The sequence below is a fragment of the Xanthomonas sp. NCPPB 1128 genome (assembly GCF_001043115.1).
Lineage (GTDB): Bacteria > Pseudomonadota > Gammaproteobacteria > Xanthomonadales > Xanthomonadaceae > Xanthomonas_A.
On sequence record NZ_LFME01000017.1, the window covers coordinates 81,766 to 98,670 of the forward strand.

Annotated in this window: 13 protein-coding genes and 1 pseudogene; 3 read left to right on the top strand and 11 right to left on the bottom strand. The window is 68.7% G+C overall.

All coding sequences use genetic code 11. The annotated features are described in order from the left end of the window. Positions 1–347: 347 nt before the first annotated feature. From ACP93_RS12085 to ACP93_RS12115, 7 genes are all read right to left on the bottom strand, one after another. Positions 348–2,303 carry a hypothetical protein gene (locus ACP93_RS12085; protein WP_131721620.1) on the bottom strand — a complete coding sequence of 652 codons (1,956 nt, stop codon included), beginning with the start codon at positions 2,301–2,303 and terminating at the stop codon, positions 348–350. Positions 2,304–2,675: 372 nt separating this feature from the next. Continuing rightward, positions 2,676–3,164: a hypothetical protein gene (locus ACP93_RS12090; RefSeq protein WP_048490932.1), complete on the bottom strand. Its 489-nt coding sequence runs from the start codon at positions 3,162–3,164 to the stop codon at positions 2,676–2,678. An 85-nt stretch (positions 3,165–3,249) separates the two neighbouring features. After that, positions 3,250–4,395, bottom strand: a complete 1,146-nt coding sequence (gene nagA, locus ACP93_RS12095; protein ID WP_048490933.1) for an N-acetylglucosamine-6-phosphate deacetylase — start codon at positions 4,393–4,395, stop codon at positions 3,250–3,252. Then, on the bottom strand, positions 4,395–5,423 hold the full coding sequence (locus ACP93_RS12100; protein ID WP_048490949.1) for an SIS domain-containing protein: 1,029 nt from the start codon (positions 5,421–5,423) through the stop codon (positions 4,395–4,397). Before ACP93_RS12100 ends, nagA begins: the two co-directional genes overlap by 1 nt. Before the next feature lie 8 nt (positions 5,424–5,431). Beyond that, complete coding sequence (locus ACP93_RS12105; RefSeq protein ID WP_048490934.1) at positions 5,432–6,505, bottom strand: LacI family DNA-binding transcriptional regulator; 1,074 nt, start codon at positions 6,503–6,505, stop codon at positions 5,432–5,434. 37 nt (positions 6,506–6,542) lie between these two features. After that, positions 6,543–7,808, bottom strand: a complete 1,266-nt coding sequence (locus ACP93_RS12110) for a sugar MFS transporter (RefSeq protein WP_048490935.1) — start codon at positions 7,806–7,808, stop codon at positions 6,543–6,545. A 37-nt stretch (positions 7,809–7,845) separates the two neighbouring features. Then, positions 7,846–8,601, bottom strand: coding sequence for a GntR family transcriptional regulator (locus tag ACP93_RS12115; RefSeq protein WP_048490936.1), 756 nt, complete (start codon positions 8,599–8,601; stop codon positions 7,846–7,848). 738 nt (positions 8,602–9,339) lie between these two features. Between ACP93_RS12115 and ACP93_RS12120 the strand changes: the two genes are divergently transcribed. Then, entirely contained in the window at positions 9,340–11,973 is a 2,634-nt protein-coding gene (locus ACP93_RS12120; protein ID WP_048490937.1) for a TonB-dependent receptor, read from the top strand. Positions 11,974–12,081: 108 nt separating this feature from the next. Here the strand turns inward: ACP93_RS12120 and ACP93_RS12125 are convergent. From ACP93_RS12125 to ACP93_RS12135, 3 genes and pseudogenes are all read right to left on the bottom strand, one after another. Further along, a pseudogene (locus ACP93_RS12125) lies at positions 12,082–12,687 on the bottom strand (expansin EXLX1 family cellulose-binding protein); the annotation flags it as partial. Between the two features lie 263 nt (positions 12,688–12,950). Beyond that, positions 12,951–13,346: a VanZ family protein gene (locus ACP93_RS12130; protein ID WP_048490939.1), complete on the bottom strand. Its 396-nt coding sequence runs from the start codon at positions 13,344–13,346 to the stop codon at positions 12,951–12,953. Next, positions 13,346–14,530 (bottom strand): class I SAM-dependent methyltransferase, encoded by a 1,185-nt coding sequence (locus tag ACP93_RS12135; protein WP_048490950.1) that lies wholly within the window; start codon positions 14,528–14,530, stop codon positions 13,346–13,348. The genes ACP93_RS12130 and ACP93_RS12135 overlap by 1 nt, the downstream gene beginning before the upstream one ends. Before the next feature lie 54 nt (positions 14,531–14,584). On the opposite strand from ACP93_RS12135, the gene ACP93_RS12140 reads away from it, so the two are divergent. Continuing rightward, positions 14,585–15,319, top strand: a complete 735-nt coding sequence (locus ACP93_RS12140) for a pteridine reductase (protein WP_048490940.1) — start codon at positions 14,585–14,587, stop codon at positions 15,317–15,319. Positions 15,320–15,510: 191 nt separating this feature from the next. On the opposite strand, the gene folK is transcribed toward ACP93_RS12140, so the two are convergent. Beyond that, complete coding sequence (gene folK / locus ACP93_RS12145) at positions 15,511–15,999, bottom strand: 2-amino-4-hydroxy-6-hydroxymethyldihydropteridine diphosphokinase (RefSeq protein WP_048490941.1); 489 nt, start codon at positions 15,997–15,999, stop codon at positions 15,511–15,513. A 96-nt stretch (positions 16,000–16,095) separates the two neighbouring features. Here folK and ACP93_RS12150 point away from each other — a divergent pair. Further along, the coding region (locus tag ACP93_RS12150; RefSeq protein WP_048490942.1) for a proteasome-type protease at positions 16,096–16,905 on the top strand (810 nt) is incomplete at its 3' end.

The following is a 16,905-nucleotide window of genomic DNA, read 5'->3' on the forward strand; positions in this document are numbered from 1 at the left end:
CCGTGGGCTGACACGCACTGGTCAGCGTACTGCCCTGTTTCGCTGCATCGCGCACCGCAGGCGTGATCGCAGATCGGGACAGGCATTGGAAGACTCCTCGGATGCCACGCGCGTTGCGATTGCTGTAGGAGCGGCTTCAGCCGCGACCGGGTTTTACCGGGAACACCCGTCGCGGCCGAAGCCGTTCCCACAATCGCTTGCCGCAGTGGAAGCGCCATTGCGCCGCGCCCCGCGGACCATCACCGCCATCGCACCCGACACCGCGCATCCACACGATCGAGGCATCCGCTGACATGCGCGGCGGCGGTGGCATTGCCGTCACGATCGTCGTCCGTCCAGCAAGACCGCTACGGCACCTGGATCGCTTCCCCGCTGGCCAAGACCACCGTGGCGATCTGCGATGCGGCATCGCGGCTGTCCACGTCGGCCAGCGTTCCCAGCAGCGTGCTGTTTTCCTGCATCTCCAGGGCCTCCCGATAGCGTGCGTTGGCCACGTCGGCCAGTTGCACGCCGAGCTCGCTGACGCGCAGCGCCGCCACGTCCACCACGCCGTCGAGCAGTTGCGCGCCCTGCAATGCGATGCGTGCAGCGCGCGCGTTGGCGACATCGCCAAGCTCGACGACGCCGGCGAATCCGTTCAGCGTACCCGCCGCATCGATCACCTCATCCATCAATTCGCCATGCACGATCGACACACGCTGGCCCGATGCCGTCAGCGCACCGCCGGCATTCGCGCTGCGGCGCACATGCAGTTCGGCGCTGGCATCGTGCGCATCGACCAGGTCCAGCAGTTCATCGACGAGTTCGCCTTCGACGATGTCCAGCGCCTCGACCCGGGCATTGCCGGCATCGGCCATGTCCAGGCGCAGCTGCGTACGCGCGAACGTGCCCCGCAGGTCGACCGCCTCGTCGATCAGTTCGCCGTGCGAGATGGCCAAGGCATCGCCGGTGACGTTGCCGCTGTCCGCGAATGCGACGTCGAGCGTGCCGCCGTCGAAGGAGGCGGCATCGATCGCCTCGTCGATCAGCTCGCCCTCCTCGATCCGTGCCACCAGCGCATGCAGATTGCCGGCGTCCTCGAAGCGCACCGCCAAGGCCGCATCCTGCACCGCACTGACATCGATGGCTTCGTCGATCAACTCTCCGTCCACGATCCGCGCATCGTCCGCGATGGCATTGCCGCTGCGCAGCAGCGTCACCGCGACATGGGACGCGAGCAGATCGGCGGCATCCAGCGGCTCGTCGATCAGGCCGCCATCGCGAATGCGCAGTGTGCTCTCGACGCTGGCGTTGCCGGTATCGGCCAGGTGCAGATCGATCGCTGCGTTCTGCACGTGCGCGGCATCGACCAGTTCGTCGACCAGCACCGCATCCTGGATGTCCAGCGCGCGCGCATCGACATTGGCGGTGTTGCCCAGCGTGATCGCGATCTGGCCACCGAGCCACGGCCCGGCTTGCAGTACCTCGTTCAGCAACTGGCCGGCGAACAGGCGGACCTCGTCCGCCGCCACAGTGGCCACCTCGTCCACCTGCACGACGACGCGGCTGCCACGCAGCGGATGTGCGATCAGCGCGCCCTGCAGGCGGCCACCGCCGATCGTCAGCCTGCCCTGGGCACCTCGCACTCGATCGCTACGCTCCACGCCGACCTCGAGACAGACACCATCGGCGGCCGCGACCGCGGCATCGTCTGGCGCGATCAGTCGTTCGCTCAGGCTGCCGCCGCCCAGGTGCAGATGGCTCTGCGCGGTCTGCAGGCTGACGTTGGCCGAGTCGCGCAGATGCAGGTCGATGCGTGCGCCAGCGTTGATGGGGCCATCGACCAGCGTGCCGATCAGCGCAGCCTGCACCGGAGCCGTCGGTGCATGCAGCGTGCCGTCGGCGGCAAGCGTGTCCTCGCCCAGGGTCAGGCGCCCGGCCAACGCCACGTTGGCGCTGTCCTGCACCAGGATCGCCAGCGTGGCGTCCGCACCGACCCGGTGGACCAGGGTCGGCAGCAACGACGGCTGCGCCTGCCACTGCGCATCCTGCACAGCCTGGTTGGCCTGTCCGCAGATCGCGATGGCCAGGGTCTGCCCCGCTGGCACATCGAGTGGCGTGGCGAACGCATAGGGCTGCCAGGGGCCGCCGTTGCGGGCGATGAAGCGCCCGACCGCGGTCGGGCCCGCGCAGGCCACCGGCAATGCCGGCCGCCGGCACGCGACCGGTGCCGTCGCCGCCCAGCCAGGCCAGGCGGTGGCCCACAGCAGCAGGACCGCCCCTGCACGCAGGCTGCCAGTGCCGAGCAGCTTCGGCCTGAGCACCAGCGGCCGCTCAGTCGCACGACGCGGCGCATCGCCGCCGCCATTCCGTTGCGTGCGGCAAGCCACGACGACGCGCGACATTCCGGCGAACCACCCTTCATCGCTGCCGCAAGAACGCGGCACCGTCCGTACGATGCGCATGATGATCTCCCCCTGTGGCGATCATCCGCGATCCTAATGCATGCGGGTGACAACACCGCGTGCGGAGAGACAGAAGACTTTTAATCTTCTGCTCAACGGGCATGACCCGCGGGAATGGCGCAGCGGCTCGGCACAGCGTTGCCGGCATTTCCTCTCAGACCAACTACGCTGGCAAATGACTAACGTGGATACGCAGACCCACGCGCTGCCCACTCGTCGTGCGAGCGCGCCTCAGTCCTCTGCGACAAAAAATTCGAAGAAGTCGCGCTTGTCCTCGGCGAAGGCACTGACCAGCCTGCCCTCGGGAATGCGTTTGGCGCCGAGGCCACCGACGCAGATGCCGAGGCGGCGAAACAGCGCATAACGCGGCCCGATCGCATGATCCGGATCGTGCGCCATCAGCCGCGCCAGCGCGTCCTGGGCGTAGATGTCGATGCCTTCGACCATCGGCGTCACGTGCCGATTGAGGGTCACGTAGCGCAGCGCCTTGCGTTCGTAGACCAGTTCGCAACCTTCGCGCGTCTCGGTCACGATCTTCTGGATGTTGTCGATCACCGTGGTGAACGGCGCGCCGTGCGCCTTGGCGATCTGGGCCTGGCTGTGGCCGAAACGGAATCCGCGCACCGCGGCATAGGGTTGAATCTCGTAGATCACCGAACGTTCCTTGTGGAGGCGGGGCGGATCCGGCGCCTGCGCGCAGCGGGGCGCCGCATCGCCCATGCGCGCGCCAGGCCACAGCAGAACAGACCATGGCCGGCCACACAACGCCCCGTGCAGGGCACCGCCGGGCGGTGCCCGCGACCGCTTACTCCATCGCGCCGGCGATCCAGGTATGACGGACCTGCAATGCGTCGTCCAGCAACACCAGGTCGGCCTGGTAGCCGGGCGCGATGTGGCCGTAGCGGTGGTCCAGGCCCACGCACTGCGCCGGGTACAGCGAGGCCATGCGCGCGGCCTCTTCCAGCGGCACATCCAGCCATTGCACGCTGTTGCGCACCGCGCTGGCCATGTCCAGCGCCGAGCCGGCCAGGGCGCCGGCGGCATTGCGCACCACGCCGTCGATGGCGGTGATGGTTTCGCCATACAGATCGAAGGCAGGGCTGTCGGCGCCGACCATCGGCATCGCGTCGGTAACCAGGAACACGGTGCCGCGCGGCTTGGCCGCCAGCGCCACGCGCAGGCTGGCCGGATGCACGTGCACGCCGTCGACGATCACCCCGCACCAGGCGTTGCGGTCTTCCAGCGCCGCGCCGACCACGCCGGGATCGCGCCCCTGCAACGGGGTCATGGCGTTGTACAGATGGGTGAAGCCGCAGATGCCGGCGTCCAGCCCGGCGCGGGTCTCTTCGTAGCTGGCGGCGGTGTGGCCGGCGAACACGCGCGCGCCGGCCGCGGCCAGGGTGCGGATGCTGGCCGCCGGCACGCGTTCCGGCGCCAGGGTGATCAGGGTGACGCCGTTGTCCAGCGAGGTGGCCAGGGCCAGTTCCTCGGCGTCGGGCACGCGGAACTTGTCGGCGTTGTGGGTGCCCTTGCGCGCCGGCGCCAGGTACGGCCCTTCCAGGTGGATGCCGAGCACGCCCGGCACGCCGTCGGCGATGGCCTGGCGGGTCGCGGCGATCGCCGCGCGCATCACCTCCAAGTCGTCGCTGATCAGCGTCGGCAGGTAGCCGGTGGTGCCGTAGCGGCGATGACCCTGGCCGATGCGGCGCAGCGCCTCGACGTCGGTGCGGTTGTTGAACAGCACGCCGCCGCCGCCGTTGACCTGCAGGTCGATGAAGCCCGGCAGCAGGCTGCCGCCGCCCAGGTCGTGCTGCACCGGCGCTGCCGCCACGCGCGGGTCGGCGTCGTCGAGCAGGGCGAGGATGCGCCCGCCCTCCAGCAGCACGCTGACGCCGTCGAGAAACCCGTCCTCGCCGAGCACGCGCGCGTTGCGCAGCGCCACCGTGGTCATCAGACGGTCTCCGTCACTTTGTTCAGATGCGGCGGCAGGTCCGGGTTGTAGCCGCGGCGCAGCGCCAGCGCGTTGATCGCGCGGTAGAAACTCTGGATCGCCAGCAACGGCGCACAGGCAGGATGCGGCGCGGCGACCAGCGGCAGGTCGCCGCCGGCGCTGGCCAGCCACACCTGCGCGCCGCGGCCGCGGAACTCCTCGGCCAGGCGCCTGGTGCCCTCGCCGGCTTCGTCCGGCTGGTCGAACGCCAGCACCGGGAAGCCCGGGCCGACCAGGGCCATCGGCCCGTGCTTCACTTCCGCCGAGCTGTAGGCCTCGGCGTGCAGGCCGCAGGTTTCCTTGAACTTCAGTGCCGCTTCCTGCGCGGCCGCCAGGCCCAGGCCACGGTCGAGCACGAACAGGTTGTGGGCCTCGACCAGGCCGTCGGTGAGCGAGCGCCAGTCGGCCTGCCAGGCCGCGCGCAGCGCCTGCGGCAGTTCCTGCAGCGCCCCCAGCAGCGCCGGGTCGTTCTTCCAGTGCGCGCCGAGTTGCAGGATCGCCGCCAGCGAGGCCAGATAGCTCTTGGTCGCGGCCACGCTCTTCTCCGGGCCGGCGCCGAGCGGGATCACCGTGTCGGCCAGGTGCGCCAGCGGCGAATCCTCCACGTTGACCAGGGCCACCACGCGCGCGCCGGCGTCCTTGGCCGCCTGCGCGTTGCGCAGCAGGTCCGGGCTCTTGCCCGATTGCGAGATCACCAGATACAGCGCCCCGCGCAACTGCAGCGGCGCCTCGTACACCGAACCCACCGACGGCGAGGCCGAGGCGGTGACCACGCCGAGCTGGGTCTCGAACAGGTACTTGGCATAGGTGGCGGCGTGGTCGGAACTGCCACGCGCGCAGGTCACCACGAACGGCGGCGGATCGGCGCGCAGCGATGCGGCGAGTGCGGCCACCGTGGCGTGGTTGCGTTCGAACTGGGCGGCGACGACCGCGGCGGATTCCGCGGCCTCGCGGAACATCAGGGTTTCGGTTTCGGAGGGCAGCGCCATGGGCAGGGTCATGTGGGGTCGGAGGAGGAGGAGGAGGAACGGCGGGAATGCGGCTGCATGGGCGCGGTCGAGCCGCGCACCACCAGTTGCGGCACGAAGCCCTGGTTGTGCACCGGCGCCGGATGGTCTTCGTAGGCATCGCTGCGCAGCTGGCTGATCAGCAACCGCGCGGCGTGGCGGGCGATGTCCTCGGTGGCCTGCTTGGCGGTGGTCAGCGGCGGCCACGACTGGCGCGAGAACGGGCTGTCCTCGAAGCCGGCGATGGACAGGTCGTAGGGCACGTTCATGCCCGCCGACTTGGCCGCGGCCAGCACGCCGGCGGCGATCTCGTCGTTGGAGCCGAAGATCGCGGTCGGCGGTTCGCGCAGGGCCAGCAAGCGCCGCGCGCCACGGAAGCCGTCGTCGAAGGTGTAGTCGCCGGGGATCACCAGGTGCTTGTCCAGGGTGATGCCGTAGTCCTTCAGCGCCGCCTCGTAGCCGGCATAGCGCTCGCCGCTGGAGCGGTGCGAGGTGCCGCCCCACAGGAAGCCGATGCGCTGGTGGCCGAGCTGGATCAGATGCTCGGTGATCTCGTAGGCGGCATCACGGTCGTCGACGTAGACGCACGGCCCGTCCTGCGGATCCTCGGTGGCGGCGATGATGCGCACGGTCTTGATCCCGCGCGCGGCCAGCGCCGCGACCAGGTCGGCGCGCTCGGACATCGGCGCGGTCAGCACCAGCCCGGCCAGGCGCGAGCGCTGGGTCCACTCGGCCAGTTCCTCGGCGAGCATCGGCGCGGTGGAATCGCAGGGATGGATCTGCAGGCCGAAGCCGGTCTCGCGGCAGGCGGCGAGCACGCCGTTCTGCACGCCGATGATGTGGTACGGGTTGGGGTTGTCGTACACCAGCCCGATCACGAACGGGGTGCCGCTGCGCAGGTTGCGCGCCGACGGATCCGGCTCGTAGTCCAGTTCGGCGATGGCATGCAGCACGCGCGAGCGCGTGGCCTGCATCACCGACGGTTCGTTGTTGATGACCCGCGAGACGGTCTTCAGCGACACCCGCGCCCGTTCGGCGACGTCTTTGATGGTGGGTCTGCGCATTGGATAGGTTTGCCGAGTTGGAGAGAAGGGCGTCAGCTCACCGCGCGCCCTGGCCGACGCGGTGACCGCGCAGCGCGAAGAACAAGATGTACAGGTAGCAAGCGATCATCAAGCCGGCGAAGACCAGCTGGAAATCGAAGAACTCCTTCAGATGGGCGAACAGCTGCGGAACCGCGGCGCCGCCCACGATGCCCATGATCAACAACGCCGCGCCCTTCTCGGTGAACTTGCCAAGCCCCTTGATGGCCAGGGGGAAGATGGCCGGCCACATGATGGCGTTGGCGAATCCGAGCGCCGCGACGAATGCCACCGAGACATAGCCGCCGGTCAACATCGCACACAGCGAAAAGACGATGCCAAGGCATGCCGAAATGGACAGGTACTTTTCCTGGGAGATGTACTTCGGGATCAACACCAGGCCGACCAGATAACCCGCCAGCATGCAGGCCAGCGTGCCGATGGTGAAATACTTTGCATAGTCGAGCGAGAGGCCGAGGCTATTGCCATAGATGCCGATCGCATCGCCGGCCATCACCTCGGCGCCGACGTACACGAAGATGCACAGCGCGCCCAGCCACACGTGCGGAAACGCAAAGATGCTGTCGCGGCTACGCTCGTCGGAGGCCGACGCGTTCGCCTTCTCGGCGCTGATCTCGGGCAAGGGCGAAAACAGGATGGCCACGGACAGCACGGCCAGGACGCCGGCGATCGCCATGTAGGGGCCGTGGATGCGGCCAGCGAACTCCTGCAACAGCAGTTCCTTCTGCGCCGGCAGCACCTGTTCGATCTGGGTCGAAAAATCCTCCATGCCGTGCAGGACCACTTTCGCCAGTCCATAGGTGGCCAGCGCTCCGGCCACCTTGTTGCAGATGCCCATCAGCGCAATACGACGCGCCGCGCCGTCGATCGGCCCGAGAATGCTGATGTACGGATTGACCGCGGTCTGCAGCAAGGCCAAACCGCCGCCGATGATGAAGATGCCGCTCACCGCGCCCACGTAGGAACGGGCATTGGTGAACTGGCCGAAGATCGCAGCGCCGATCGCCATGATCAGCAGGCTCAGCGCCAGGCCTTTTTTCATCCCGGTCAGCTTCAGGATGAACGACGAAGGCAATGCCAGGCAGAAGTAGGAAATATAGAACGCGCTCGGGATGAGGAACGCGAACGTGTCGCTGACATTGAAGGCGACCTTGGCGAACAGGATCAACGGCCCGTTGATCCAGGTGAAGAACCCCATGATGAAGAACAACAGGCCGACGATGGCGATGGAGGCGTAGGGACTGGCGGGCCGTGCGGTGGTCATGGGCGGGCGTGCTCCGGGAGGGCGCGGGGATCGGCGATCAGCGTCGCAGCTCGGCGACGAAGTCGTAGTAGTCGTTGTGGCAATAGGTGTCGGTCAGTTCGATCGCGCTGCCGTCGCGGGTGTAGCCGACCCGCACCACGTGCAGGATCGCCTCGCCTTCCTTCATGCCCAGGTGGCCGGCCAGCCGCGCCGGCAGGTTGATGGCGCGGAAGTACTGCAGCGCCCCCACCACCGGGGTGCCGCGCTCGTCCAGATAGGTGTAGAGCGAATCGGCGATGGCGTGCGGATCGGGCACCACGTGCTGCGGCAGCACCGCCTTCTCGTAGGCCATCACCCGGCCATCGGCGCTGCGCAGTCGAGTCAGCGCCGCGACCACGGTGTCCGGCGACAGGCCCAGGCGCAGGATCTCCTCGCCGTGCGCCGGGCGCGTGCGCCGCTCCAGCCAGCGCGTGCCCGGCTCCAGCCCCTTCATGCGCAGGGTCTCGCTGAAGCTGGCCAGGCCGCTGAGCTGGTGCTGGATGTGTGAGGTGACGAAGGTGCCGGCGCCCTGCCGGCGCGACACCAGGCCTTGTTCGACCAAGGCGTCCACGGCCTGGCGCAGGGTCACCCGCGATACCTGCAGGTACTCGCACAGCTGCCGTTCGGCCGGCAGTGCCTCGCCCGGCTTCCACTGCCCGCCCTTGATCGCCTCCACCAGCTTGCTGGCCAGTTGCAGGTACAGCGGCGTGGGCGCGTCCGGGTCCACGGCCAGCGCATGCAGGCGCGGATCGGCCTGCGGCTTGGGCTTGGTCATGGCGCGCTCTCCAGTCCGCATGGATTCATTATGTCCAATATAGTACCAATCAGAGGGTCGTGCACGTTGCTCCACAGCACGCCGGGCAGGCCGGGATCGACAGCGTCGCCCGACCACGGCACGAGCGCAGCGGCGCGTCACCATGGGATTCGCCGCGGCGAGCCCGCCCCGCTCCCCTGCCCTCCGGAACGCCCTGCGCACTGCGGGCAGCGAATTCCCGCCTGCACTGGCGCCCATGCCCAAGCGCCGTCACGGCCGACACTGCTGGCTCGTGTGCCGGGGCCGGTCATTCGGCAAGCTTGGGTGCAGCGCCGCAAACCGCATCGTTGTCACCACCGAGCGCGAATTTGTCTACAAGGCACAAGACCAATCGCGGTGATGCCTGGCAGAGGTCTGAACCACCGCCCCGGCGATCGCCCGGATCGCAGGAAATCCCGGGAAATCGGCCCAAGTCATCGACGTGAAAGCCGGGACGCGACGCGACACGTCGCGGGGCGATGCCGGGCACGACGCCGCGGTTTTGCCACGCGACCGGGCCTCCCGGCGCCGACCTCGCGTTGACATCGTTGTCACCGGACCGTAAAGGTTCCGCACGCTTCGCAACGAATTCGGCACAAACACGGCGTCCGCGGACCCCGGGGATCGGCACCGGTCCGCGCCGCCAGGCAGCACGCAACTCCGCTTCGCGCCACCGGCTCCGCCGGTCGCGCCCATCCATGAATGATGAGGAGAGACATCATGCGCCACCGCCCGTCCGTCCTGTCGGCCGCCATTGCCGCCAGCGTCCTCGCCTTCGCCGCGCAGGCGCAGCGGGCCGACTCCGCCGCCACCGACCTGGACGCGGTCCAGGTGGTCGGCATCCGCGCCAGCCTGGAGAAGTCGCTGGACACCAAGCGCAACAACGTCACCGTGTCCGAGGCGATCACCGCCGAGGACATCGGCAAGTTCCCCAGCACCAACGTCGCCGAAGCGTTCGCGCAGATTCCCGGCGTCACCATCGACCGCCGCTTCGGCCAGGGCGAGCGGGTCAGCATCGACGGCACCGATCCCAGCCTCAACCTGTCGTTCCTGGACGGCCACCCGGTGGCGCAGGCGATCTGGCTGTACGGTGAGCAGCCCAACCGCGGCTTCGACTACACCCTGCTGTCGCCGCAGATCCTGGGCCGCGCGGAGATCGTCAAGTCCACCGAGGCGCGGCTGACCGAAGGCAGCCTCGGCGGCACCGTGCTGATGCACAGCCGCCAGCCGCTGGACCTGAAGGCCAACGAGATCGCCGGCTCGGTCGGCTACAGCTACAGCCAGCAGGCCAGCGAGGGCAAGCCCAACGCCTCGCTGCTGTACAGCTGGAAGAATCCGCAGGAGACCTTCGGCGTCGCGGTGTCCGCGCAGCACTACGAGGAACGCGTCGACCGCCAGGGCCTGGAGGTGTTCGGCTACGCCAAGGCCGGCACCTTCGCCAACGCCAGCGGCGTGCCCGCCGATGCCGACGTGCCCAACTCGATCAACGCCGCCTGGTTCCAGCAGGACCGCAAGCGCGACAGCGCGGTACTCAACCTGCAGCTCAAGCCCAGCGACGCGCTGGAGTTCAACCTCAGCGGCCTGTACATCAAGGAAGACTTCGACAACTACAACCAGTCGATGTACAGCTTCCTGACCTGGAACCCGGGCACCGTCGCCGCGGTCGACGCGCTGGGCGACGTGCGCAACGGCGTGGTCAACAGCGGCCATTCCAGCGCAAATGCCAGTGCCGGCGGCGGCACGGTGATCTACGACAACAACGTGCGCCAGTCGCAGGTGACCACCAAGGGCCTGGATCTGCGCGGCGCCTACCGCGGCGAACGCTGGACCCTGCGCGGCCAGCTCGGCCAGAGCAAGTCCGACAACGACCACCTGGCGCAGTACTTCATCGAGCCGTTCTACAACGGCGGCTTCCGCTGGGACCTGGACCGCGGCATCCGCTTCGACGATCCGGCCGCCGCGCGCAATCCGGCCAACTGGGGCTCGGCCGGCGGCTGGATCGGCAACAACGGCGTGTTCTCCACCCAGAGCAAGGACCGCTACGGCCAGCTCGATCTGGACCTGCAGTTCGACGGCGTGTTCAACCAGTTGCTGGTCGGCGTGCGCCAGGGCAAGCACGACGAGGACTTCGCGCTCAACGTGTACGGCGGCGTCACCCCGGGCACGCTGGCCGACATCGGCACCACCGGCCTGACCGACATCCGCGGGTTCTATCCCGACCACGGACAGCACGTGCAGGCCGGGCGCGGCAACGTGATCGACTGGATCCGCAACAGCCCGGTCGACTACGCCAATCCGGACCCGTCCAGCTACCTCAACAACACTTGGGCGCTGCAGCAGACCAACAACGCCGCCTACGTGCAGCTGAACTTCTCCAACGCCGGCCTGCGCGGCAACCTGGGTCTGCGCTACGTCGATTCCAAGACCGAAGGCAGCGGCTTCGTCTACAGTGGCACGCCGACCCTGCAGGACCTGGACAGCAAGTGGCAGACCCGCACGAAGACCGAGCACTTCCTGCTGCCATCACTGAATCTGGCCTACGACACCGACAACGACTGGGTGTTCCGCTTCGGCGCCGGCAAGGTGATCGCCTGGGCGCCGTACAACCAGATGGTCAACAACACCTTCCTCAACGACACCACGCTGACCGGCAGCGGCGGCAATGCCGAGCTCTCGCCCTACGAATCGTGGAACTTCAATCTCTCGGCCGAGTACTACTTCGCGCCGCAGGCGGTGGTGGCGTGGTCCATCTTCTACAAGAAGATCGACAACTACATCGACACCTCGGCCACGATCGAGCGCCAGTACAACGCGATCCGCGACACCTCGCCGCAGACCTGGGCGCAGATGCTCGGCAGCAACGGTTGCACCGCCGACGGCTATTGCGACTACAGCATCCAGCGCCCGCGCAACGCCGGCAACGGCAAGGTCAAGGGCTTCACCCTGGCCTACCAGCAGCCGTTCGGCGAGAGCGGCTTCGGCCTGTCGGCCAACTACACCTATGCCAGCGGCGAGAACAACAGCGGCAACCCGCTGCCCTACCAGTCGCGCAACAGCGTCGCCTTCAGCCCGTACTACGAGAAGGGGCCGTGGAACGCGCGGATCAGCCTGAACTGGCGCGACAGCTACCTGGCCGGTGGCTATGTCGCCGGTGCCGCGCCGGCCAGCGTCGACGACTACACCGACCTGGGCGCCAGCGTGGGCTACGCGATCAATGCGCAGTGGTCGCTGCAGATCGATGCGCAGAACCTGCTGGACGAGGAATACCTGCAGTACCTGGGCGACAAGGACCACCCGGCCGGGCGCTACCACAACGGCAGCCGCTACATGGCGACGGTGCACTTCAAGTTCTGAGTGCGCGGCGTGCTTGCGCTGCGGAGCCAACGCCGTAGTGCAGGTGCGCGCGCACACGGGCATCGGCAGCGCCGGCGCGCCAACCGCCGGCGCGTGCACGAACGCGCCTCACTTCGGGAACTGCACGTGTCCGTCGGCGAAGTACACGCCCTTGTCGCCCTGGCTGGGCAACGCGCCGAGGGTGTCGGTGACCACCTGGCCGCGAATGTCGGTCAGGCGAATCTCCAGCAGTTGCGCGCCCATCTGCTCGCCGACGAAATGGTTGTACGCGGTCTTGGGCAGGCTCACCCAGTCGCCGTTCTTCTTGTATTCGAACTTCACCACCGGATAGCGGTGGTTGCGCACCTGGATCGCCGCCCAGTATTGCGAGCTGCCCTCCTTGATCCGGTACACCACGTTGCCGGTGACCGGCGCGGCCACCACCTGCCAGCGGATCGGGATGCGCCCGGCACTGGTGTCGCCGATCGCGGCGAAGGCGTTGGGCGACAGATCCAGCCCGCAGTCGGCGCCGTCCGGATACAGGTCGGTGACGTACACGGTGACCGTGCCGCGCGGTCCCTGCACCTGCAGGTAGGCGCCGGCCAGCGCCGCCTGGATTCCGCCGTCGTTGAGCTGCGTCGGATTCAACGCGGTGATCGTCGCGGTCGGGTCGATGGGATCCAGCAGCAGCGCGCCACCGGAATAGCCGGAGCTGGTGTAGGTGGCGGTGCCGCTGCAGACATCGCTCCAGGCGGCGCTGGCGGGTGCGGCGCTGGCGGCCAGGCACAGCGCGGCGAACAGGCCGGCGCCGCGCGCGGCACGGGGGGAGTGGCGTGCTTGCATGCGTGTTCTCCTGCACAGGCGCGCGGAATCGCCGCGCGGCGACCGGGCAGCCTGCCCGGCGCCGGCACTCTAGGACGCGGTGCGCCCGCCGCGCCTTGCGCGCGGCCGGGAATTCCACAACTTGGCCGACGCCGTAGACCGCGCCGTCACGTGGCTCAGCGGTGTCTGCCGCGCTCCAGCCGCCACAGCAGATCGCGCCACGGCGTGGCCGCGGTGGCCATGCCGGCCGCCACGCCCAAGGCATCGGCCAGCGCATCCAGTGGATCGGCCGAGCGCGTGGCGGTCCAGGCGCCTTGCGCGAATTCGATGCCCACGCCCAGCGCCAGCAGGCCCAGCGCGGCCCATGTCCAGGCGCGCGGACCGGCATAGACCTGCACCGCGGCGGCGGCCAGCAGCAGGTAGGCGATGAAGTGCTCGGCCTTGTCACTGTCGGGCAGGTCCGACAGCTGCGGCGGGTGCGGCATCATGCACACGTAGATCAGCACCGCGATACCCAGCCACCACAGCCCCAGCCACAACCAGGGCCAACGGAAGGCGCGCACTGCCCGCATCACAGCCGCCAGGTCAGGTCGCCGGACAGGAACGCCGGCGCCAGCGACACGTCGCGCTCGAAGCCCATCACCTGGAAGCGCTCGCCCATCTCGCTGGGCAGGGTCAGTTGCTTCACCTGCTGGCGCAGGCGCAGTTGCGCGGCGGCGTCGCTGCGCGCCTCGGCCTCGGCCAACAGCGCGTCCAGGCCGTTGCCAAGCAGGAAACTGGCCTGGTTGCAGTAACCGGCCAGGTCGAAGCCCGCCCCGGTGCCGGCCTCGGCCAGCGCAGTGAAATCCACCGACGCGGTCAGGTCCTGCAGGCCCGGCCAGCGATACGGATCGGCATGCGTGCGGTGCCGGTAGAACGCGCGCAAGGTGCCGTCGTCGCGTTCGGGCAGATAGAACTCGCGGCGCGGATAGCCGTAGTCCACGAACAGCATCGCACCACTGCGCAGGCCGCCGGCCACCGCCTGGATCCAGTACGGCAACTGCGGCAGCAACTCGGAGCGGTAGCCATCGGCGAACGGCGCCTGCAGATAGCGCTCGATGTGCCGCACTGCGGCCGCCAGCAGCGGATCGGCCGGCTGTTCGCCGCGACGGAAACGGCCCTCGCCGTCCAGGGTCACGGTCTCTTCGAACACCTCGCCGTCGCGCAGCGCGAAGCGCGGCGTCGGCAAGGCGTCGATCACCTCGTTGGCGAACAGCACGCCGTTCCAGTCGTCGTCGAACGGCCGGTCCAGCCATTCCACCAACTCGAATACCGGCGGGATCAGCGTCCTTGCCAGGCGCTCGCGCTGGCGTTCGCGCAGATCGGCGCTGGGTTCCAGGATCGCATAGCGCTCGGGCAGCGCATCCAGCGCCAGCAGGCGCTTGAGCATGACCTCGGCGAAGGCGCCGCTGCCGCCGCCCACTTCCAGCATGCGCGCCTGCGGCCCCAGGTGTTGCAACACCGGCGCCAGCGCATTGGACACGGTGGCGGCGAACAGCGGCCCCAGTTCCGGCGCGGTGACGAAATCGCCCTCTTCGCCGAACTTGCTGCTGCCGGCGCTGTAGTAGCCCAGGCCGGGCGCGTACAGCGCCAGCTCCATGAAGCGCGAGAACGGAATGGCCCCGCCGGCGGCGGCGATCTCGGCGCGCACGTGCGCGGCCAGGCGCTCGCTGTGGGCCAATGCGGTGGCATCGGGCAAAGGAAGGTCGGTGGGCATGCGGTGCGCGATTGCGTGGACAATGCACAGCATAGCCGAGCATGGAACCCGTACATGACCCAGACCAAAGTCGCCCTGATCACCGGCAGCGCGCGGCGCATCGGCGCCGGCATCGCCCGGCGCCTGCACGCGGCCGGCTACGACGTCGCCTTGCATGCGCATACCTCGCAAGCCGAGTTGCACGCGCTGGCGCAGGAACTGGACGCCGTGCGCGCCGGCAGCACGCTGACCCTGCACGCCGACCTGCGCGACACCGCGCAGTTACCCGACCTGGTGGCGCAGTGCGTGGCGCGCTTCGGCCGGCTCGATGCGCTGGTCAACAACGCCTCCAACTTCTATCCCACGCCGCTGCACGAGGCCACGCCGGCGCAGTGGGACGACCTGTTCGCGGTCAACGCACGCGCGCCGCTGTTCCTGGCGCAGGCCGCGGCCACACACCTGCGCCTGCACGGCGGCGCAATCGTCAACATCACCGACGTGCACGCGGAAACGCCACTGCGCGCGCACCCGCTGTACAGCGCGGCCAAGGCCGCCCTGGCGATGCTGACCCGCTCGCTGGCACTGGAACTGGCACCGCAGGTGCGGGTCAACGCCATCGCTCCTGGTGCGATCCTGTGGCCCGACGCCGGCAAGGACGCCGCCGCGCAGCAGGCCCTGCTGGCACGCACCCCGCTGGCGCGCACCGGCCAGGTCGAGGAGATCGCCGAGGCCGTGCGCTGGCTGCTCGACGATGCCGGCTTCGTCACCGGTCAGACCCTGCGGCTGGATGGCGGGCGCGGGCTGATGTGAGGCGGGGATTGGGGAGTCGGGATTGGGGATTCGCAAAAGCGAATTGCAGCGGCCCGATAGCGCCCGCTTGAATGTCGTTGCGCTTACCCGATGAGGTCTCGCTGTTGCTGCTGCCTGAAGCGAATCCCCAATCCCTGCATCCCGAATCCCTGCTTCACAGCGAATCCCCAATCCCGACTCCCCAATCCCCGCTACTCATCCAACTCCACCACCTCGAACGCCTTGCCATGCTCCGCATGCGCCTGCCACAGCGCGTCCAGGCGCTGGCCGCTGACCGGGTCGACGAAATCGGCAGCGATGTCGGCCAGCGGCTTGAGCACGAAGGCGTGGCGCAGCTCGGGGCGCGGGATGCGCAGGTGGCCAGGCCCTTCGACGATGCGGTCGCCGTAGAACACCACGTCGATGTCCAGGGTGCGGTCGCTGAACCGTGGGCCGCTGCGGTCGCGTCCGTGCGCGTCCTCCAGCGCATGCAGCCAGGCATCCAGCGGCGCCAGCTCCCGGTCGGTCTGCAGCGCCACCGCGTTGTTCAGGAACGCCGGCCCGTCGAACCCCACCGCCGCGGTGCGATAGGTCGGCGACACGGCGATCGCGCCGAACTCCCGGCGCAGCGCCGCGATCGCCGCGGCCAGGTGATGATGCGGGCGCAGATTGCTGCCCAGGCTCAGAAGCACGGTGGTCATGCGCTATTCGCGCATGCCGCGGCCGCGAGCGTCAACGGCTAGCCAAGCGCGAGCCGCCCCGCATAGAATCCGAATGCACCCGGTTTCGGCATCGCCATGACTTATTGCGTCGGCATCGAAGTGGACGAAGGCCTGGTCTTCGCCGCTGACACGCGTACCAACGCCTCGCTGGACGACGTCCGCGCCCACCGCAAGCTGCACGTGTTCGAGTATCCGGGCCAGGCGGTGTTCGCGCTGATGTCGGCCGGCAACCTGGCGACCACGCAGCTGACCCTTTCGCGCCTGCAGCGCGACGCCGACGATCCCGACGCGCCGCGCAGCCTGCGCACCTTCCGACACCTGTTCGAGGTCGCCGAGTACGTCGGCGACGTGCTGGCGTCCAGCCAGATCAAGCTCTCCGAGCAATCGCAGCACAGCGGCATCAACGTGCAGTCGACGCTGATCCTGGGCGGGCAGATCGCCGGCGAACGGCCCGGGCTGTACATGATCTATCCGCTCGGCAACGCCATCGCCACCTCGCCGGAGACGCCCTACCTGCAGATCGGCGAATCCAAGTACGGCAAGCCGATCCTGGACCGCATCATCCGCTCGGAGATGCAACTGGAAGACGCCGCGCGCACCGCGCTGGTCTCGCTGGACTCGACGATCCGCTCCAACCTGTCGGTGGGCATGCCGATCGACGTGGCGCTGATCCGTCGCAACGACCTGCGCGTGACCGAGCGCATGCGCCTGGAAGCCGACACCCCGCTGTACGCCGAGATCCACGACACCTGGTCGCGCAAGCTGGAAAACGCCGTGCGCACCCTGCCGCGCTTCCCCTGGGAACCGGCCCTGGCCGCCGACCACGACACCGAATCGCGCGACGCCCTGCCACCCCTGCCCCCGCGCCGCGCCCCGGCCCGCCGC